The sequence below is a fragment of the Pseudoalteromonas aurantia 208 genome (genome assembly GCF_014858725.1).
Taxonomy (GTDB): Bacteria; Pseudomonadota; Gammaproteobacteria; order Enterobacterales; family Alteromonadaceae; genus Pseudoalteromonas; species Pseudoalteromonas aurantia.
On sequence record NZ_AQGV01000015.1, the window covers coordinates 857,250 to 878,422 of the forward strand.

Annotated in this window: 17 protein-coding genes; 12 read left to right on the top strand and 5 right to left on the bottom strand. The window is 41.0% G+C overall.

The window, feature by feature from the left end:
- Position 1 precedes the first annotated feature (1 nt).
- Positions 2–472 (bottom strand): hypothetical protein, encoded by a 471-nt coding sequence (locus PAUR_RS21935; protein WP_192509848.1) that lies wholly within the window; start codon positions 470–472, stop codon positions 2–4.
- A gap of 212 nt (positions 473–684) precedes the next feature.
- Here PAUR_RS21935 and PAUR_RS21940 point away from each other — a divergent pair, with 212 nt between their 5' ends.
- The 9 genes from PAUR_RS21940 (at position 685) to PAUR_RS21980 (ending at position 12,485) form a co-directional block, all read left to right on the top strand.
- Positions 685–1,110, top strand: coding sequence for a phospholipase C/P1 nuclease family protein (locus PAUR_RS21940; RefSeq protein ID WP_192509849.1), 426 nt, complete (start codon positions 685–687; stop codon positions 1,108–1,110).
- Between the two features lie 244 nt (positions 1,111–1,354).
- A complete protein-coding gene (locus tag PAUR_RS21945; protein ID WP_192509850.1) occupies positions 1,355–2,728 on the top strand; it encodes a TolC family protein in 1,374 nt (457 codons plus the stop codon).
- Positions 2,718–4,466, top strand: coding sequence for an efflux RND transporter periplasmic adaptor subunit (locus tag PAUR_RS21950; protein WP_192509851.1), 1,749 nt, complete (start codon positions 2,718–2,720; stop codon positions 4,464–4,466). The genes PAUR_RS21945 and PAUR_RS21950 overlap by 11 nt, the downstream gene beginning before the upstream one ends.
- Complete coding sequence (locus PAUR_RS21955) at positions 4,459–7,566, top strand: efflux RND transporter permease subunit (RefSeq protein ID WP_192509852.1); 3,108 nt, start codon at positions 4,459–4,461, stop codon at positions 7,564–7,566. Before PAUR_RS21950 ends, PAUR_RS21955 begins: the two co-directional genes overlap by 8 nt.
- Before the next feature lie 326 nt (positions 7,567–7,892).
- A complete protein-coding gene (locus tag PAUR_RS21960; protein ID WP_318782646.1) occupies positions 7,893–8,471 on the top strand; it encodes an RNA polymerase sigma factor in 579 nt (192 codons plus the stop codon).
- Complete coding sequence (locus PAUR_RS21965) at positions 8,471–8,836, top strand: DUF6768 family protein (RefSeq protein ID WP_192509853.1); 366 nt, start codon at positions 8,471–8,473, stop codon at positions 8,834–8,836. Before PAUR_RS21960 ends, PAUR_RS21965 begins: the two co-directional genes overlap by 1 nt.
- A gap of 731 nt (positions 8,837–9,567) precedes the next feature.
- A complete protein-coding gene (locus PAUR_RS21970; protein ID WP_192509854.1) occupies positions 9,568–10,092 on the top strand; it encodes a hypothetical protein in 525 nt (174 codons plus the stop codon).
- 29 nt (positions 10,093–10,121) lie between these two features.
- On the top strand, positions 10,122–10,649 hold the full coding sequence (locus PAUR_RS21975; protein WP_192509855.1) for an ATP-binding cassette domain-containing protein: 528 nt from the start codon (positions 10,122–10,124) through the stop codon (positions 10,647–10,649).
- 159 nt (positions 10,650–10,808) lie between these two features.
- Complete coding sequence (locus PAUR_RS21980) at positions 10,809–12,485, top strand: hypothetical protein (RefSeq protein WP_192509856.1); 1,677 nt, start codon at positions 10,809–10,811, stop codon at positions 12,483–12,485.
- A gap of 560 nt (positions 12,486–13,045) precedes the next feature.
- Here PAUR_RS21980 and PAUR_RS21985 read toward each other — a convergent pair.
- From PAUR_RS21985 to PAUR_RS22000, 4 genes are all read right to left on the bottom strand, one after another.
- Positions 13,046–14,182, bottom strand: coding sequence for a hypothetical protein (locus PAUR_RS21985; protein ID WP_192509857.1), 1,137 nt, complete (start codon positions 14,180–14,182; stop codon positions 13,046–13,048).
- Between the two features lie 14 nt (positions 14,183–14,196).
- Positions 14,197–14,637, bottom strand: coding sequence for a substrate-binding domain-containing protein (locus tag PAUR_RS21990; RefSeq protein WP_225738547.1), 441 nt, complete (start codon positions 14,635–14,637; stop codon positions 14,197–14,199).
- A 461-nt stretch (positions 14,638–15,098) separates the two neighbouring features.
- Positions 15,099–16,556: a hypothetical protein gene (locus tag PAUR_RS21995; protein ID WP_192509858.1), complete on the bottom strand. Its 1,458-nt coding sequence runs from the start codon at positions 16,554–16,556 to the stop codon at positions 15,099–15,101.
- A gap of 274 nt (positions 16,557–16,830) precedes the next feature.
- A complete protein-coding gene (locus tag PAUR_RS22000; RefSeq protein ID WP_225738548.1) occupies positions 16,831–17,574 on the bottom strand; it encodes an AraC family transcriptional regulator in 744 nt (247 codons plus the stop codon).
- Between the two features lie 162 nt (positions 17,575–17,736).
- Between PAUR_RS22000 and PAUR_RS22005 the strand changes: the two genes are divergently transcribed.
- The 3 genes from PAUR_RS22005 to PAUR_RS22015 are packed head-to-tail and all read left to right on the top strand — an operon-like array spanning position 17,737 to position 21,171.
- A complete protein-coding gene (locus PAUR_RS22005) occupies positions 17,737–18,888 on the top strand; it encodes a Gfo/Idh/MocA family protein (RefSeq protein ID WP_192510172.1) in 1,152 nt (383 codons plus the stop codon).
- Complete coding sequence (locus PAUR_RS22010) at positions 18,885–19,943, top strand: sugar phosphate isomerase/epimerase family protein (RefSeq protein WP_192509859.1); 1,059 nt, start codon at positions 18,885–18,887, stop codon at positions 19,941–19,943. Before PAUR_RS22005 ends, PAUR_RS22010 begins: the two co-directional genes overlap by 4 nt.
- Positions 19,944–19,947: 4 nt before the next feature.
- Complete coding sequence (locus tag PAUR_RS22015) at positions 19,948–21,171, top strand: MFS transporter (RefSeq protein ID WP_192509860.1); 1,224 nt, start codon at positions 19,948–19,950, stop codon at positions 21,169–21,171.
- Positions 21,172–21,173: the final 2 nt, after the last annotated feature.

Below are 21,173 nucleotides of genomic sequence, written 5' to 3' on the forward strand. Positions count from 1 at the left end.
TTTAAACTTTTACATCAATAATTGATTGTCCAGCTTCAAGACCTAACTCATCAACGAGTTGGGCATAAATAGCATCTTTATTGTCTTGGCTTAGAGTCGCATATTGCTGTCCAGAGTTGCTAGCTTCAGACACTAACTCAGCAAATTGCTCGGTGACTGTACTCAAGTCAATTGATGCGTGCGTATTTTGGTGTGGTAGAGGCGGTGGTCGCTGTCCTTTACCTACATCGGCAAGTTCCGCTACCGTTTTTGCATCAAAGCCAGCATCGGCCATTAATTGCCCGAGTTGTTTATTGGCTTTAATACCCGCTTCAGAAAACGTACTCACAATGGCTTGTGCATCTTCTTTGGACAAGCTTTGTGGGTCAAATTCAGCAAGCGTGTCAGTGATAGTGGTTTTTTGGTTTTGGCTTAGTTGATCATTTTTAAAAAAAGTATCATGTGAATGCAAAGATGACATGCCATTAATCATAGTATTGCCCTGCGGGTAAATGCACGATAGGGCTTAACCATAAATGTGAATTGTGCAAAAAATGTGTAAATTGATAATGTGATGAACGATCACTATAGCATCCAGAGCAGCACTCATTGGCGCGTATTGGGATGTAATAACTTAACTTACTTGCAAAACGTGATTGCATCCCTTAGCCTTACACTGTTGGAACTTTTTGGTTTGTGATGTTAATGGCACGATATTTACACAGTTTGGTTATGGTTACGTTGCTTTTTGCCGTTATGGGCCAAAGCTTTGCGGCTGCTGATCTGCCATGTAAAATGATGATGCAACACATGACAAACAGCGCTCATCAACATGACTCTCATAAAACCAGCGTGTATCAAAGTAGCGCTCATCACAATCATGTCGAAGATATGCGCTCAGGTAATATGGCGCATAACACTATGTCGCACATGATGGATGTGGCAGATGAACCAGACTGCTGTAAAACACAGTGCAGTTGCCCACCCAGTGGCTGTGTGCCTTTTGCTTTAGCGCTTTTTAATAGCAAGCTTTTGTTTCATGTTGCAACATATACTCAACCGCGTTTTGCCTTAATGGCGTTTATTGATTCCCCAATACAGAGTTTATTTAAGCCCCCCATAGTTGCTTAACCTAGGACAAGTCCGTCCAAAATCTCTTTAAATTAAATGATTTTTAAGTCATTTACGTTACTTGCACATACACCTTAATGTATTGCGATAGTTGATTTTATGTACCTTGCCATGGCTTTGCGCAGACTTGCAGTCAGCGATATTCAATGATGAGTCAAGGTACTAGTAGGCAAATTATGACCCCTGTTTTAAACGTATTAATGGACGATTTTTATGTGTTATCACCATTTATGGGAGTTAGCGCATGAAAATGTTTAAGTTATTTTATGTATTATTGATGCTCAGCCCATCATCTCAATTGTTAGCAGGCTCTACGCCTGAATTAACGCTTTCTATGGCAATTACACAAGCACAAAATAATGATTTGTGGCGAGTGCAAAATAAACATACGCAAGCAGCAATAAGCGCCCAGCAAATTGCTGCAGGTACCTGGCAAGATCCCAAGGTTGCTATGTCAATCAATAATTTGCCAAGCAATGACTTAGCATTTAACCAAGACAATATGAGTCAGTTGAAAGTCTCACTGTCACAAGCAATCCCCCGTGGCGACTCATTGCAGATTAAGCAGCATATTTTGACGCTTGAAGCGCAACAGCAACCCATTTTACGTGCAGAACGCCAAGCAAAAGTCGCAATGGCAGTGAGCGAATTATGGCTAGATGCCTATGCCGCGAAGATGACCATTGAGTTAATTTCTAAAGACGCACACTTATTTGAGCAACTTGTTGAAATTAGTGAAGCAAATTATGCCTCAGCACTGGGTAAAACACGTCAACATGATGTGATCAGCGCGCAATTAGAATTGGCTCAATTACAAGATCGTTTGGCCGTTGAACAGCAACGTTTAGTAACTCAAAAAGCCAAGTTATTAAATTGGTTACCCGAGTTTGATGCCTCGTTAAATACGTGGCAATTGCACACCCGTAGTGACGCATTTGAAATTTCTAAAGCGTTACCAACAGATGCTTTATTTGTATCAGCAATGGCATCTATTAAGACGCTCACGCGATTTAGTGACAATACAATCACACGTTTAATGCATCATCCGACTTATTTGGCGCAAAGTAAACAGATTGAATCAGCTAAGCAAACCGTATCCCTGTTCCAGCAAAAATACCAACCGCAATGGGGTGTAAATGCCAGCTACGGTTACCGTGGCGATCACCCTTCAGGGTTGAAACGACATGATTTACTGTCGGTTGGGGTCAGTTTTGATTTACCGTTATTTACTGAAAATAAACAAGACAAAGAGGTGCTGAGTGCGCAATACCGTACCGAAGCATTGAAAACTGCACAACTTTTAACACTAAAAGAATTAGGCGCTGGGCTTGCAACCGAGCAGCAAGCGTTCAGGCAGCTACAAAAACGGCTGAAATTATACAAAACCACCATACTTGAGCAAAGTCACCAACAGTCTGAGGCCGCTTTGAGCGCTTACAATAATGATGACGGTGATTTTAATACCGCTGTACAAGCAAAAATTACAGAGCTGAATGCACGCATAGCGACCCTTAATATTCACGTTGAAAAACTAAAAACCCTAACACGAATTAATTATTATTTGGCAGGAAATTCTACCTCAACGGATGATGCGACAGGAGTATCGAATGAACAGTAAAGTAACCTTCATCGTTGGGATTTTTTTAGGTGCTGGATTCACTTATTCGATTGTGAACTGGATTGCGTCAAGCACGTATTTAGATGCGAGCGTAAACAATTCTGAACCACAACCTTTATATTGGGTGGCGCCAATGGATGACAATTATCGCCGTGATAAACCGGGGCTTTCTCCGATGGGGATGGACTTAGTACCTGTGTATGCAAATGAGGGAAATCAAGAAAGTGTAAGCCCTGGCACTGTGATGATTGATCCCTCAGTTATTAATAATTTAGGGGTGCGCACGGCACCAGTACAACGAAAAGCATGGCAGCAACAAATTGAAACGGTTGGGTACGTACAATATGACGAAGACAGCATGGTTCATATACATCCGCGAGTTGAGGGCTGGATTGAAACGCTTTATGTTAAATCGGCTGGCGATAAGGTGTCTCAAGGGCAGCCGCTTTATACGCTTTATTCTCCTCAGTTAGTGAACGCGCAAGAAGAGTATCTTATTGCATTAAAACGTAATAATCAGACCTTGATGAGTGCCGCAGCCGATAGGTTACGGGCACTACAATTATCAGATGAGTTTATAGAGAGACTTAAAAAACGTCAGAAAATACGTCAGTCAATCACTTTTTACGCATCACAATCGGGCGTTGTTGATGTATTGAAAATCCGTGAAGGGTTTTATGTACAGCCAGGTACGACGTTAATGAGTTTGGCAACGCTCGATCAAGTTTGGGTTGAGGCGGAAGTCTTTGAACGTGACACTGCGTTTATTGAATTAGGGTTACCAGTCACCATGACATTGGACTATTTGCCCAATAAGCAATGGGGGGGGAAAGTTGATTACATTTACCCAAGCTTAAATGCCACGACACGTACTTTGAGAGTGCGTTTGAGGTTTGATAATCCGCAACAACAGCTAAAGCCAAATATGTTTGCACAAGTGAGTATTGCAACCAAGCCTCAGCCAGCCCAGTTACACGTGCCCAAAGAAGCTGTGATACGCACGGGGAAACAAGATAGGGTGGTTTTAGCCTTAGGTGACGGTAAGTTTAAGTCGGTAGTGGTTACAGTAGGCAGTGTCAAACATGATTTTATTCAAATTATAGATGGATTAGTTGAGGGGGATGAAGTGGTTACCTCAGCACATTTCTTAATTGATTCTGAGTCGAGTAAAAATTCCGACTTTATGCGTATGCATCATGATGATGTTAATAACACCGTATCGGTACAGGCTAAAGTGCTATCAATAGATACCGAAAAGCAACAACTGACACTGGATCATGGTGCAATTGAAGCATGGCGCTGGCCACCAATGGTGATGGATTTCACCGTGAGTACAGCGGTAGATATGGTACAGCTTGATGAAGGTAAGCAGTATGTATTCGAAATTGAGAAAAATCATAACAGTGAATATAAAATCACACACTTTTCACCAGTAACGGATAACGCACAAGTACAAAGTGCGACGGTTACAGGGCGAGTGAATACCATTGATACCGTAACACGCGTGATCAACATTAGTCGTGGGCCTATCGCAAAGTGGCAACGCGATGCAGCGACAATGGATTTTGTATTGGCCGATGATGTAGACATTACCTCACTTGAACCTGAACAAAATATCACTTTTACCTTTGAGGTGCGAGATGACTTAGTTGTGGTCGATTTTTCAGATCAAAGTGCCACAGAGCGTGGCGATGAAAAAAATGGTATGAATACCATGGAAGGGATGCAGCATGATTGAATCAGTGATTTATTGGTCGGTAAAAAACCGACTGTTTGTCCTCATGTTATGTATCATTATGGCTGTGGCTGGGGTGTTTGCGATTAAAAATACGCCGGTTGATGCACTCCCTGATTTATCGGATGTACAAGTTATTGTTAAAACCAGTTATTCGGGGCAATCACCTCAAGTGGTGCAAGATCAAGTTACTTTTCCACTCACCACCGCGATGTTATCTGTGCCTGGCGCTAAAACGGTGCGCGGCTTTTCTTTTTTTGGAGACTCCTATGTATACATCATCTTCGATGATGATACAGACTTATATTGGGCTAGAAGCCGCGTGTTGGAGTATTTAAGTCAAGTAGCGCCCTCGCTACCTGCGAATGCTCAGTCACAGTTGGGGCCTGATGCAACAGGGGTTGGTTGGGTGTATATGTATTCACTGGTTGATAAAACTGGGCAGCACGATATTAGTCAATTGCGCAGTTTACAAGATTGGTTTTTAAAATATGAATTACAAGCGGTCTCTGGCGTATCTGAAGTGGCAGCAATTGGTGGCATGGTCAAGCAATATCAGGTTCAGGTCGACCCCGATAAGTTACGTGCATATGGTGTATCGCTGGCACAAGTGCAACTGGCGATTTCACGTGGCAACCAAGAAACAGGCGCATCAGTGGTTGAAATGGCGGAAGCCGAATATATGGTAACTGCAACGGGATATATTAAGAGTGTTGCTGATATTGCGGCTATTCCACTGGGTTTAAATAGCCAAGGCACGGCTCTGCGCATTGGGGATGTTGCACATATTAACCTAGGGCCACAAACTCGTCGCGGTATTGCAGAGCTTAACGGAGAAGGTGAAGTTGTAGGCGGAGTCGTGGTAATGCGTTTTGGTGAAAATGCCCAGCAGACCATTACGGGTATTAAAGCGAAATTAGCGCAACTGGCTCAGGGCTTACCTGAAGGGGTCGAAATTGTGACCGTTTACGACCGTTCTATATTAATTGAGCAGGCTGTAGAAAACCTCTGGTCTAAGTTACTCGAAGAATTGGCGGTGGTGGCATTAGTATGTGTGGTTTTTTTGTTTCATATACGCTCGTCAATTGTGGCGGTGATCAGTTTACCTATGGGTATTCTTATCTCATTTATGGTGATGTATAGCCAAGGGATAAACGCCAATATTATGTCGTTAGGGGGCATTGCCATCGCCATAGGCGCGATGACCGACGGCGCGATAGTGATGATTGAAAATATGCACAAGCATATGGAAAAAACACCATTAACAGATGAAAACCGCTGGCAAGTTGTGAGCAAAGCAGCCTCTGAAGTCGGCCCGGCATTATTTTTTAGTTTATTGATCATCACTGTAAGCTTCTTACCAGTGTTTATTTTAGAAGCGCAAGAAGGGAGAATGTTTGCGCCACTGGCATATACCAAAACCTACGCGATGGCTGCGTCTGCAGGCTTAGCGGTTACTTTGATCCCCGTGCTCATGGGGTACTTTATTCGTGGGAAAATGATATCAGAGCGGAAAAACCCCGTAAATAGGGTATTAATTGCGGCGTATATGCCGATTTTGAAAAAAGTATTAACATGGCCAAAAGTAACACTCGCAGCTGCAACGGTTATCACTGTTATAGGTTTTTACCCGATAAATAAAATTGGCAGTGAATTTATACCCCCATTGGATGAGGGCGACTTGATGTATATGCCTACCACGTATCCAGGTATTTCAATTGGTAAAGCTCGGGAGTTACTCCAGCAAACGGATAAGCTGATCCGCACAGTACCAGAGGTAGAGCTGGTGTTTGGCAAGGTGGGCAGAGCTGAAACTGCCACTGATCCTGCGCCACTCACGATGATCGAGACCTTTATAAAACTTAAACCTCGAAGTGAATGGCGTGATGGCGTGAGCACAGAGTCACTTAAGCGAGAACTTGATACATTGGTTAAGTTTCCGGGTGTGACGAACGCGTGGGTAATGCCAATAAAAACCCGCATCGACATGTTGGCTACTGGCATAAAAACACCGGTTGGTCTTAAAGTTGCGGGACCAAGTTTAGATGTGATCCAAGACATCGGACAAGACATAGAACGTATTCTTTCAACTGTGGCCGGTACTGCATCGGTATATTCAGAACGCGTAGCAGGTGGCCGCTATATTAAAGTCGATATAAATCGTCATAAAGCAGCGCGATATGGTTTGAACATTGCGGATATTCAACAGGTTGTCACAACCGCGATTGGCGGGATGAACGTGGCACAAACCATCGAAGGGCAAGAGCGTTACCCGATCAACGTGCGTTACCCGCAAGATTACCGTGACTCGCCAGAACAATTGGCACGATTACCTTTGGTGACCGTAGCTGGGCAGCGAATTGCATTAGGTGATGTTGCAAACGTTTATATCGAAAGTGGACCACCAGGAATAAAAAGTGAAAATGCGCGTATCAATGGTTGGACTTTTATTGATATTGAACACAGTGATATCGGCAGCTATGTTAAGCATGCGCAACAAGTATTAGATCAGCAATTGGCATTACCTGTTGGTTACTCTGTGACTTGGGCTGGGCAATATGAATACATGGCACGTGCAAAAGCGAAGCTTGCCTATGTTTTACCTCTGACTTTGGCAATTATTGTGGTGCTGCTGTATTTGAATTTTCGTCGCTTTCGAGAGGTGATCATTATTATGGGCACATTACCATTGGCTATGATTGGTGGGCTTTGGCTGTTATATCTCGAAGGATTCAATTTTTCTGTCGCGGTGGGGGTTGGGTTCATTGCCTTGGCTGGGGTCGCTGTAGAAATTGGCGTGATCATGCTGGTTTATCTTAATCAAGCACGCACGGCGGCGTTGACTACTCATGAAAAATTGACCTCGGTGTTATTAATAGAGGCGATTTTACAAGGGGCCGGCATGCGAGTTAGGCCAATAATGATGACCGTAGCAACCATTATTATAGGTTTATTACCAATTTTATATGGTAGTGGCACGGGCTCTGAAGTGATGAGTCGCATTGCTGCGCCTATGGTTGGTGGCATGCTCAGTGCTGTGGTACTTGCATTATTAGTGCTTCCCGCTGTGTACTTTTTACTACACAAACCGAAGAGTAATTGATTATTTTAGGGATTTTGTGGTCAGCTGTTGGGCGATTTTATCGCGCTAAAGTGAGTGGTGTGTCGTTTACGTTGATCTACGTACATGTGCGATAATGCAGAAATAATGCCAAACAGCTGCAGCTAAAAGTGCAAGTCCTAACTGCTGTGCTAAATAAAGTGCTAAATAAAGTGCGCACTTTGTTGTTACTTTTTGATTAGGTTGACTGGGTAGAAAAACAGCGCAGTGTCGCGCTTTAAAGCACGAGAGGTGAATTTAGCCTATACAGCAAAGCTCACATTCCTTAGAGAAAATTGAAAATATTTTACGCATCGCATGAACCTTTAGTGCTTATTAAACGCCTTGTAGAAAAAGGTGATAGAGGAGGTGAAATCAACCGGATGAATTCAACAGAAATAGCACTACAGGTACTTGATGCACAATCAGGTGATAAACAGGCATTCTCGAAGTTATGTGATGCCTTATATCAACCGAGCTTTCGTTTTGCGCTGAAGCTTGCAAAGCAGCAGGACTTCGCAAAAGATGTGACGCAGGAGGCATGGGTCACTGTGGCAAAAGACATTAAAAGTTTACGAGAGCCCAGTGCCTTTAAAGCCTGGTTATTTAAAGTGGTCTACCGACGTTTTATTGATGCGGTGCGTAAAAAAACCGACTTTGAACCATTAACAGATGAACTGTTGGCAAATACGGCGCCAGAGCAAGAATACGATTTATTGAATTTAATCAATAAGCTGCCAGATATTGACCGCCATACGGTGTATTTATTTTATTTTGAACAAATGACCATGAGTGACATTGCAATTGTGTTAGGTGTCGCCGGTGGCACAGTAAAATCACGATTGCACCGTGCACGTAGCATGTTGGCACAACTGGCCAGTGACGAAGATCAAGAGGGAGAATATTGATGAATATTGATGAAAAAATAAAAGCGAGTTTAGAGGCAGAGCAACAACAGCTTGATCAAGTTATTGATGATAAAGGCTTGTTTTCTATGCTGACAAATGTGTACCAAGGCAGTATGCGCCGATGGGTAATGGTTAGTTCATGCGTTGCATTATTGGTCTCAATTGGGTTTATATATGCGGCGTATAGGTTCACCGTAACTGATGTACTTAGTGAACAGGTGTTTTGGGGGGTCTGGTTTATAGCAGGCTTACTGGTGCAAATAGCCATAAAGCTATGGATATTTATGGAAATGAATCGCATATCAACATTGAAAGAAATTAAACGCTCAGAGTTAAATATAATACGGTTGATAGAGCGAAAATAACGCAATTCATTGGTTTAGCTTCTGGTTAAAAATCGGCTTTAAGGTGAATAATAAAACTGCTCGTTCATTTAAAAAATGGGTGATCCCCTATATAAAATGAAAGAAAAATTGATAGTCACTAGGCTATCGTTATGTAGATCGAATGAGGTGCTTTATCAACATCTCATTTGATTTAAGTTAACTTGATTCGGTTTAATTGATCTAATTGGAGAGTGTATAATTATGTTCCTGTCCCATGTGCTCTCAATGGCGCAGTAGGGCGACCACAAAAGCTTGATAATTATTGTGCGAGCCTAGAAATTAAACGACGGGCTAACTATAAGCAATGTGAAAGGTTGCTGGCTTAACGTTTGCTCTATTAAGATAACCCCCCAACATACTCTAATCAAAGACTACATAGCATTAAGATGGTGGATTAACCATGCCCTCTGAGTGATATCATTTTTGTATGCTGTTGAGTATACAGCTTATATTTCAAATTTAAATTTATGAAATAGGCGATATGCTTGTGATATTCTTCGGGAGCTGGCTTAATTTTTGAATGGGTGTCATCAGTAGGTTCTAATTTTTGAATGGGTGTCATCAGTAGGTTCTCTTATGAATATTTGTTTTAGCAGAATTGATGTGAATCTGTTTAAAGAATATTGAATAACTAATATAGCTATAACTACTTGTATAGTTGAACAAAGTTTGTTTAATTGTAACTATAAAAAGTAATCGGGGTGTTACGGATGGCGCAACTAAGGAATCGTGAAGAAGCTTTCAAAAAGTTTGAATCGCTGGTTTGTTCTTATAAAGGAAAGGAAGATTTACTTTATTCGTCAAATGAAGCTAAGACAAGGCTCCTGTTAATTGATGAAATCTTGGAAATATTAGGCTGGGACAAATCAAGCTTTAATCCTGAGACTTATATACCTAAAGCTGGCTTTTCTGACTATTTACTAACAATCGATGACAATCCTAGATTAGTAGTCGAAGCAAAGAGAATAGGTGATACCTTTCGAACAGCTAAATCCAAGCTGTTAAAACGTGAGTATGAAGTACGCTATTTCAAAAGAGCGTTTAAAAGCTCCTTTTCTGATGTGATTGAGCAAGCAAAAGATTATTGTATTGAAACAAAAGTTCCATTTGCACTGCTTACAAACGGAGCTGAATGGGTAGCGTTGCAACTTTTAACCTTACCCGGTGTAAGTATTGATACTGCTAAGGGAATATGTTTTCGGAGAAGTTTGAGTTCGACCTGTTTTGGGATCTAGTCTCAAGAAATGCTTTCAATGATTGTCAATTGGAAGAGTATTTATCACATATAAACTACCAGCCTTCAGAGGTATGTAGAATATTACGCTCGGATTATAGCTCTCTCCAATGGCAGAGTGATATAAAAGCAGCATACCTTTCAGATTTTTATGAACATTTTTTCTCGCAAATTACAGAGTCCAATAAAAGAAACATGCTGGAATTTTGTTTTGTTAGCGATTCAAAACTAGATCAATACAGAGGAGAGTTGAAACGTCTATTAAAAGACAGTGTGCCTAAATTTTTGCCATTAGGAACTGATGATTTTGAGCCGGGACAAAGCAAAGAGTTAATTCTAAATGATAGTAATAGTGGGCAAGTTGTAATTATTACTGGTTCTGTAGGGTGCGGTAAGAGTACATTAGTAACAAAGTGCTTAGTGGAAGCTAGACAGCAAAAAGGAAACCTAGCAAAGCCCATATTAATTGATTTAATAAATGAAGTGAGTAGGTCTAATATTAATGCTCGCAATATTATCTTTCAGCTCATTTATAAGTTCCTAGAAGAAAAATTTTAAAATGTCTTTGAGCAAGAATATTTAAGAAAAATATATTACAGAGAAATTAAGCAATTAAAATATGGCGAATATCGTGACTACTTTTCAGTTGCACCTCACGAGTTTATCAAACAAGAAGCTGAACTAATTTCTAGTAAGAAACAAGATATTGAAGATTTTGTGTTAAGAGCTTTAAAACAGTTAACTAGCGAAAATAACTCGGTTATTTTGATTATAGATAACGTAGATCGTGCTCATGAAAAGTTTCAGGAAGAAATGTATGCATTGTCACACAAAATATCTTCATTTACTGGAGCAAAGACGATAATAACACTTAGGGAATTTACCTTCTTTAAAAATAAAAGTGGTGGATTTCTTGATGTAAGATCTGATGATAAAGTTATTCATTTAAAAGCTCCTGATTTTGAAAAGTTAATTTCTAAACGTATAAAATATATAGAAACTCAGCTAGATGATGATTATCGAAAGAAAGAATGGCGCAGGAGATATGGAAATTACGATGACTTTTTAAAGGGGATGAGACAACATGCATCTGCTATTAAAAAAAGTGTTCAGATATCTTCGGATGGTCATAATATTTTAGAAACATTGTCATCCATATCTTGGCACAATATTAGATATTTTTACGAGCTGTTAAAACGTGTTCATCGGCAGCTAGGTTCTACAGATATTTGGAATAGCAGTGAGGTCATCGCAGCTTTAATGGCCTCTACCGAAATAGGTGAAAAGCCCACACTACCTAATTTATTTATCCCCTACCAAAATGTAAATCAAGCGTATTTTCTGAAGCTAAGGTTGATTGCATTCTTGAGCATTTTGAAGGCAGGGGAAGTAACAAATGGCGTTCCTGTAAATAGAATAATTGACTTTTTGAAGTTATACGGATACCAAAGGGGGTGGATCACTGCAAGTTTAACTGAGTGTGTAAAACAAAGGTTGATTGAATGTCTTGAAATACCATCCGAAGCAGAGTCAATTGAAAATTTTGAGTTAGATTACGATGGTACTTATAGGTTATCGCCCTTAGGGTTACTGTATTTAAACCAAATAATCAAAAATAGGACATATCAGTCCCTAATTTCTGTTGACTTACCATTTCACTCTTTACTTGATTTTGACTCAATAAAAGATGAATTTGATCTTGTTATTTCTTGTATGACAGACCAAAAAAAGTCTCTAATATTTAAAGAAGGGTTGGATATTATTGTTAATTCAAGTCTTCCTCAAAAGACTGGAGAGTATCTCAGCAAAGAGCTAATAAAAGAGCAAACTTTAACAGAAGGCTTCCTGTCTCATTCAGAATTACAGCTCACGGAGCGAAAAGTTCAAGAATTATTCATGAGTTTGAGTGAATTTGATATTACAAACTCACAATCAACTAAGTACAGCGAACCTACTTCAAAAAGTGATACTGAGATTGGTGGACAGCAATGCTTGAAATTTGAAGATGATGAAGATGAAAATGAAAATTTTGAGCTAGTAGCAACAAGGGAGTGTGAAATTGATCATCGAGATTTTGTACAGTCATTGGAGTACGAGTTTGATGATTGTAATTATTTAGGGACTGAATATATCCCTCTAATATTCTGTGCTTTGAGGCTTAGACTAATTGAGGGAATAGAATATAGTTCAGGTGCAGAACTAACCAAATTAATAAATGATTATCTGGTTAGTGACACGAATCAAAAATTTCCAAACAATGTTTCAAGAGCGCTACGCTCGGCGAAACTTCAATCGCAAAACTGGCTAGATTGTAGAGCCGACATGCATGTAAAAAATAAAATGTTTGGATTGACTGACTGCTGGGAAAAGCACTGGGCTGAAATATTCCTTTAGGAAGAAATTGAATAACCTTTACTGAGAAATAACAAAGACATATATGGGCACTCACAGTGTGTCAAACAAAATAACTCTGGCGGGGTAGAATAAACTACCTCGTTTTTCATTTCGTCGCTGCCACTGTTTGACGTTTGACCCATTTGCAATAAAGCGTTGCTCTGACATATATCCGGGTTTAACTGTTATTTCAGTGCCCGTAATGAGCTTCGAGCCCATACACCCTAATTTGAATACACCCAAGCGGTTTATATACCGTGCCTTTGTCGGGTTTTGTATAGACAGGCTAGGCCTTTTTTCATCTAACTCTGTTTTTAAACGTTACCTTGAACCTGGTTGCATGAACGTATGGGGCGGTAATATTCATTTTTAGAGGGGAGTTACACACCTATCAACACTCAAAGAAATCACGTGTTCAGGTTTAAATAATATCATGCGATTGATAGAACTAAAGTCATTTAATGCCCTATTTGATTCTCCTTTTAACGTGAAAAAAAAGCACGACTCACTGGTAGCATATGTGTCGTGCTCTTATTTACATCAAGTTACAATACCAACGCTTAGAACACAAAGTCTACGCCTAGGCTGATAGCGCGTGCATCTCCATGATATGCCCAGCCTGTTGCTTTATCTCCTTGGTCAACAAATTTGTCATACTGTATTTTAAATGCGGCGTTCGGCAGGAAGTTATAGCGAACACCATAGCTAAGTACGTAGTGTTCTTCTAAGTCTTCCGTAGGCACTTTTGTTCGCTCTTGATCCGCTTTTGAATAGGATATATAAGGTTGGTAGTCATCCCAATTGTATACTAGTGACAGTAAGTAAGTTGGAAATTCAGTGCCAACTTCATCATCATATTCTACAAAGTTAACATCAAACAATAAGGTAAATTGATCTAACGAAACATTGCCGCCAACACCGATAAAGGTTTGTGAAAAAGGTGTGTATGGGTCGATGCTGCCATCTTGCTGAATCGTTTCTCTATCACGATCGTTTTGAAAATAGACAAACCGCACATCAAAGTTGTCGCCTGAAATATTCCAATTCATGCCGGTAATGTCAGTCCAAAACTCATTGACAGTTCGAGCATTGCCCCCGTAAAGTTTGTTGTAATACAACATTTCTACATTATCGTCTGAATATTCATTCCCGTAAAATACCGTTAATGTATTTGAATAGTCACCTATTTCAAAATCATACAGTGCACTAATGCCATTAAACTGGGTAACTTGCCACCAATACAAATTTGACGGTGGGCGCATCCACGGATACGCATAACCCACTTCTGAAAACTCAGAAAAATAGTACATGGGTATATTACGCCGACCAGCCATCAATGTTAGATCGTCAGTCGCTTGGTAGGTCACGTAGTACCAATCAAACTCGGGTTCAAAATCATCGATGCCTTTGGCAACTAGTTGTGCAGTGACAGAAAAATTGTCGGCTAAGTCCATGACACCTTGAACAGCAAAGATAGACTCAGGTTTAATACTAATATCGTTATCGTATTGACCAACATCGTAAAAATCGGCGGTAAGTATTTCATCTCGTGTTTGACCTGGGTTTAAAGGGTCATCAACGGTGCCGAGTGTTTTACCTGCGATAACGGATCCATAACCACTGATCCGCATTTCAGCAAAAGCACTTGATGAAACGAGCATCGCGATACTAGAAGTAACAGTGAGTAATTTTTTCATAATCATACCTCTACTTAAAATGTGGCTACAACTTTAACGGTGTCTGAGATTGCGCTTGCGTCGACATAACCAATTGCATCGGGATTTGATGCGACGGCCGCAATTACATCGCTGGCTGAACCCATTTCTTGTGGGGGAGTACCTTTACCTGTAAATAAGATCTTAGACCAGTAGGCCTTCACTTGACTGCTCGACTTACCAATCACTTTTTTATTAAATTCGTCGGTAACAGGGTCTTTAGAGCTGGTGCTGATTAAAATCGCAGATCGGCCATTGGAGAAAGACTTGGCTTTACCCAAAAAAATCTTTTTAATGTGCTTTTGATCAAATGAAGAGGCGTTGCTGGGGTGAACAACGATAGCGACTTCAGCGAAGGCGCTAGAGGTATTAAATAAACTGAAAGTGGAGACAGCTAGAATAACTTTCCACGTTACTTTTTTTACAGGCCATAACATATGAAATTCCTTGTGTAATTGCAGGGAGTTATAAATTATTCTTACAAAAGTAAAAATAGCTGCAACTGTACGTTAAGCAAGTATTTATGGCGGAAATATTAGTGATTAGATAGGAAATAGCGTCTTCTAAGGCATTGAATTTCGGTTGTAACAATTGTGCTGCTGATAGCTGATAGGCTCAGAGCTAGGCTATACAAAAGCAACACGTTTTTTAGGTGGGGCAATTTGGTCTTTTATTGCAAGGTTTGATATTTTCACCTTAATATCGCGTATTTATACAAGATAACAATATTGGCATAAATTCCATTCGTCACACTCTATGCTGCCGACATTTTTGGCGTTGAGTTATGCGCATCTGAGAGTCTAATGAATCGCTTAGTAGCGCAATAATGTATTTAACAATATGTATTAAAAGCCGTATTAAGCCACATGCATGTGGCTATTTTAATCGGTAATTACCATCAAGTAGTGGCTATAATTTCCCAGTCGGTACACTGTAGGTGGTCGCTAGTCGCGTTGCAAAGTGCAGACCAAATAGTCACAAAATGGGCTTTTTGAATATCACTACCACTGTGCATAATACTATTTGAAATAGCGGTTAACAAAGGGGGACCAGACAGGTAAGGGTGAGAATTCTTATATTTCTTATAGATCCAGTTATCTTGACCGAATTTATCTTTAAGTTGTCGTTTGCGTGTAGAGTGTAGGTCGTTTTTTTCATCTATTTTTTGCTGCGCATACCTTGCTTCTGGTTTTTTGGCTATGGTGGTGGTTGAAATTAAATTTGGCAGTGGAATATTCGCCTGTGTGACCATTTGGGTGTAACCATCTTGCATTAAACGCAAACGGTCGGACCCGGTTGTCACTGAGGTGGATGCTAAAGTGACCGGCCAAACACGATCAAGTTGGATTTTCGATAGAGTAGAGTTACTGTGAATGCCAAGGTACTCATCGGGCAAGCCAAGCATATGTCCAAATTCGTGTGTCATAACTATGTATTTGTGAGGCACTGTGCGTTCGACGTTGTTCGGCGTTCGAATAACAATGAGTGCCCCCCCATCTTGGCCTGATGTGGTGTGGTTACGTGGCCGTGTTTTTAGAAATTTAACGGCGTCTTTTGCCCATTGTTCAGAGGTATCTGATGCAATGGCAAAGTTGTCGCCTGTAATACGGGTGTTAATGTAGTTAGCAATTGCAGTGGCACGATTGGACTCTAAATTGTGTGTAAACGTGCCATCATTTTTGCCTTTTAGGCCGATGATATACGCTTTTATACCCAGCACATCAGATGTTCGTCTCATTCTTACAATTGCAAGAAAGCGATCTAGGTAGGTTTTCATACTTGATGGTAATATATGTTGATTCGCTGAAAAAGTAACATAGTCCCCATCGCCTGCTGGCAATAAACTTCGTAATCCGGCGCGGATCAGTCCTTCTTTGTAATTAAAAATGTATTCTTGATTTTTGGTAATATCAACTTCGTTGGCGAAGTTGTTCACACCACACACATGTGGGGTTACACCGTGATTTATGCCGCCACTTGATTTATATCGGGCAAGTTTTTTTACTTCAATAACATATTGGCAATAGGCAGGGTTGTTTACTTGGGCAATGACAAAGTCAATATTCATGACAAACTCTTCCCAACCTTGTTTGATACAACGAATTTTATAGTTATCTGACCATTTATCGATAATGGCACGACGCGTATCGCGTTTGAAATCGCTTTTTTGGATCATTGTCCAAGTGAGTTCATCTTGGGTATTATCAATAAATCGATAAAAAACTTTAACAATAACCGTGATTTTTTTCTTGTGTGGTTCTACTTTAAGGTCAAATTTTCCGATATTGGTAGCAGGTACAAAACTTTTGACAGTGAGGTTACCTCTTATGCCATCCCTGATAAATTCATCTTTCATCTAAACTCTTTTTTATCACACTGTAAATTACGCGTAACTATAGCTGAATGTGTGCATCGGAGCAAAATTTAAGCCTCTATATTTAAAGCATTTTTTAAATGTAATATGCGGGGGTGAAGCGCTGCAAGCCTTGCTTTAATCATTTTAAACGGTGTATTTTCGAAAATATGAACCGGTGATTGGAAGTATTATAAATACGCTCACATAGTCATTCTTTACGGTGATAAAAAATCTTAAACCCAAGGCATAAAGTCGTTCACTCATGCTTGTTTTATTAAAGATCTATTTGGCTATCAGTACGCAGCTGTGATGGTGTCATACCGAAAAACCGCTTAAATAGCTTACTGAAATAGCTAGGGTCCACAAATCCGGTGTCAAAACACACGGATGACACGGGCAGCGTTGTCTCGATAAGTAGTTTGCGTGCTTGTTCTAATCTGATCTCAATCAAAAATTGCTTAGGGGTTTTAGCTAGGTGTTTTTTAAATCGTCGCTCGAGTGCACTAACTGACAGGTGAGCGATGTCAGCAAGTTGTTCGACAGTGATCTGATCGTGATAATTGGTGCGGATAAATTCAACCGGTGTTTTTATGGCGTCAATATTGGCGAGCGTGGTTGAAGTTTTCTGTAAATGCCGTGTTATACCATAAGTGCCGATGATCTTATTCTTGTCATCAAAAATGGGTCTTTTTGTGGTGGTAAACCAAGCTAAATCTCCCTTTTTGGTTTGATTCATTTCGAACCGCTCAGTGACGCGCTCCCCTTTGAGTACATTGTTATCGTCTTGAATAAATTGGCGTGCAACATGAGGCGGCGAAAAATCAAAATCATTCTTGCCAATAATATTTTCTAGCCGTGAAACCCCCATGTGCTCTAAAAAAGTATGGTTCGCATATATAAAGCGGTGCTTAGAATCTTTCACCCAAAATAAAATGTCTGGAATGAAATCGTACATGAGTGCTATTTGTTTTACCCCCATTTTCTCCATAAAAATTAGTTGTTTATCGTTCTTTTCCATCGCTTTGTAACCTCTATTTTTGGTCGGAGCTTAAAATGACATGACGCTGAATTAGTTATATAGTTCACTGAATTTATCTTACCCACATAAGTGACAAAATCATAGACTGGTCGTTAAAGAATAAAATGAAAAAATGAGTAACAGCCCGTGAAAAGAATAAAAATGGGGATGGTAGGGGGAGGCAATGGTGCGTTTATTGGTGCAGTACACCGTATGGCCGCCTCATTAGATGGTGATATAGAGTTAGTGTGTGGTGCTTTTAGCGCCAATGAACAAAGCTCTATGCGCTATGGACAAAGCTTAAATTTAGATCCTGCTCGATGCTATGGTTCTTACCAGCAAATGTTCATTGAAGAAGCGAAACTACCCTCTTCACAAAAAATGGATTTCGTCGTTGTGGTCACGCCGAATCATTTACATTTTCCTGTTGCTAAAATGGCACTAGAAGCTGGGTTTCATGTGCTCAGTGATAAACCCGCCACTTTTGATTTAACACAAGCATTGCTGTTGGAGGCGTTGGTGGAAAAGTCTGGGCGTTTGTATGGACTGACACATACATACACGGGCTACCCATTAATCAAACAAGCAAAGCACCTTGTAAAGCAAACTGATTTTGGTCGAGTTACGAAAGTGGTTGTGGAATATAGTCAAGGCTGGTTGGCGGTGGATGACGATAACAAGCAAGCTCAGTGGCGACTCGACCCACAGCGCAGTGGTATGAGTTGCTGCATGGGAGATATCGGTGTTCATGCTGCTAACCTTGCTGAGTATGTGAGCGGTTCAGATATTACGGCAATCTGCGCAGATTTAACCGCCAGCAAAACAGGCCGAGTACTTGATGATGATGGCAGTGTGTTATTGCAGTTTAATAATGGCGCAAAGGGCGTTTTGCTTGCCAGTCAAGTGGCGGTTGGAGATGAAAATAATTTAACTTTGCGCGTATACGGAGAGCATCAGTCTCTGCAGTGGAGCCAACTTGACCCCAATACTTTACTGTTAAAATCAGCAGTTCACCCAACACAAGTGATCCGAACCGGTATGGCCAGTCTTTGCACGCAGGCGAAAATGGCGACGCGTTTACCCAGTGGACATCCTGAGGGATATATTGAAGCCTTTGCCAATATATATCGAAATTTTACGATGCAGATCCGTGCCTTCGAACAGGGGGATGCTACGGCCCTGCATAACTTTGACATACCAGACATCTCAGATGCTGTTAGGGGTATGGCATTCATTGAACATGTTGTTGCCGCGAGCCAATCAACACAGAAATGGCACCCAATATCATTGGTGCCCACACCGAGGTCAATATGAATCAAATAAAAGGCCCTGGAATATTTTTAGCACAGTTTATTCAGGATGAAGCGCCATTTAACTCTTTATCAGAAATCGGCCAATGGGTTGCTGATTTAGGTTATAAATCGGTACAACTTCCGACGTGGGACAAACGCATTTTTGACCTAGAGCTGGCGTATGAAAGTGACAGTTATTGCGACGAAGTCAAAGGGACTCTGCAAGATTTAGGGCTGCAGATCAGTGAGCTTTCAACGCATTTACAAGGTCAGCTCGTGGCGGTTCACCCTACGTATGATAAACAGTTAGATGCCTTTGCGCCCCTTGAGTTCCAAGGGAATGCACAGGCACGCACACAGTGGGCCATTGCACAATTGAAGATGGCGGCAACAGTCAGTGAGAAATTGGCACTCACTGCACATGCCAGTTTTTCAGGCTCATTGTTGTGGCCAAGTGTTTATCCGTGGCCGCAACGGCCAAGTGGGCTAATTGACGAAGGGTTTGCGGAGCTCGCCAAGCGCTGGACTCCTATTCTTGACACATTTTTAGACCGCGGTGTCGATGTGTGTTTTGAACTACACCCGAGTGAAGACTTACACGACGGGGCAACGTTTGAACGATTTTTGACAGCAACAAATGCGCATCCAGCTGCAAATATTCTTTATGATCCGAGCCACTTTGTTTTGCAGCAGCTTGATTATCTCGCTTTTATTGACCATTACCATGAGCGTATCAAAGCGTTTCACGTTAAAGACGCGGAATTTAGAATGAATGGCAAAAGTGGCGTATATGGCGGTTATCAAGATTGGCAACATCGGCCCGGTCGTTTTCGCTCGTTAGGTGATGGGCAAATAGATTTTAAGCAAGTGTTTAGCAAGCTGACTCAATATGGGTTTGATGGATGGGCGGTGCTTGAATGGGAGTGTTGTATAAAAGATGCGCACGAAGGCGCCAAAGAGGGCGCGCCATTTATCAATAAGCACCTTATTAAACCTGCACAGCGTGCGTTTGATGATTTTGCATCGAGTCAAGCTGACAGTCAATTGAATCGCCAAATTTTGGGCCTAATGGAGTAAAACAATGAATCATATTCAGTCAAATAAACTGTTTATTGCTTGCTGTTTAGCGTTAACGGTCACGGCTATGACGTTTGCGATTAGAGCTGCAATATTAACCCAGCTTAGTCAAGACTTCGCGCTCACGGACACCGAGCTTGGGTGGGTTAACGCAATGGCTTTTTTGGGGTTTCCTGTTGCGACTGTTATTGGTGGGTTGTTGTACAATACGCTGGGCGCAAAAAAATTGTTGGTGGTCGCGTTTATCGGACATGTTATTGGCTTGGCGTTAACCATCAATGCTGTCGGGTTTTGGTCGTTAATCATTTCAAGTTTTTGTATTGGTTTTGCAAACGGTGCGGTAGAAGCTGGGTGCAACCCTTTGGTTGTGCAGCTGTATAAAAATAATAAAACAACCATGCTCAATCGCTTCCATGTCTGGTTTCCTGGTGGCATTGTTATAGGTGCATGTGTTGCGATGGGGATGTCGCATTTAGCGCTATCTTGGCAAAGCCAAATCGCGATTATGTTCATCCCTACCGGTATTTATGGTTATTTAATCGTACGTCATACTTTTCCACGCACTCAAACAGTACAAGCTGCTACGGTTGTAAACGTAAAGAGTTTGCTCTCACCACTATTCATATTTATGGCTTTTTGTATGTCTTTAACTGCGGTAACAGAGCTTGGTACACAGCAATGGATTGAACGAATATTAGGGGCGTCGGGTGCAAGCCCAATGGCAATTATGGCAATGGTAACTGGGTTAATGGCGGTCGGTCGTTATTTTGCTGGCCCCTTAGTACATGCGCTTAATGCGACTGGTGTGTTACTTGTCTCGGCTATATTTGCGACGTTGGGCATATTTTTAATGAGTGTTGCATCTGGCGTTGAAGTGTACATTGCAGCCTTTTTCTTTGCGCTTGGCGTGACGTACTTTTGGCCTACAATGTTGGGCTTTGTTGCCGAAAAATTGCCACAAACAGGGGCGATAGGATTGTCTCTTATGGGGGGAATTGGCATGCTATCGGTCAGTATTTGGAGCCCCGTCATAGGAAATTGGATTGACCTATCAAGAGAATACGCTTTGCAGCGTAACTTATCAGCAGCTCAAGCTGAACTGATCGCTGGGCAAACAACACTCGGGTATTTGATGATATTTCCATGTGTACTGATATTTGCCTTTTCCATTTTATTGGCGTACCAACGTAAAAATAATAATTTTGAGCAAAATGAAGATGTTGCATAGGA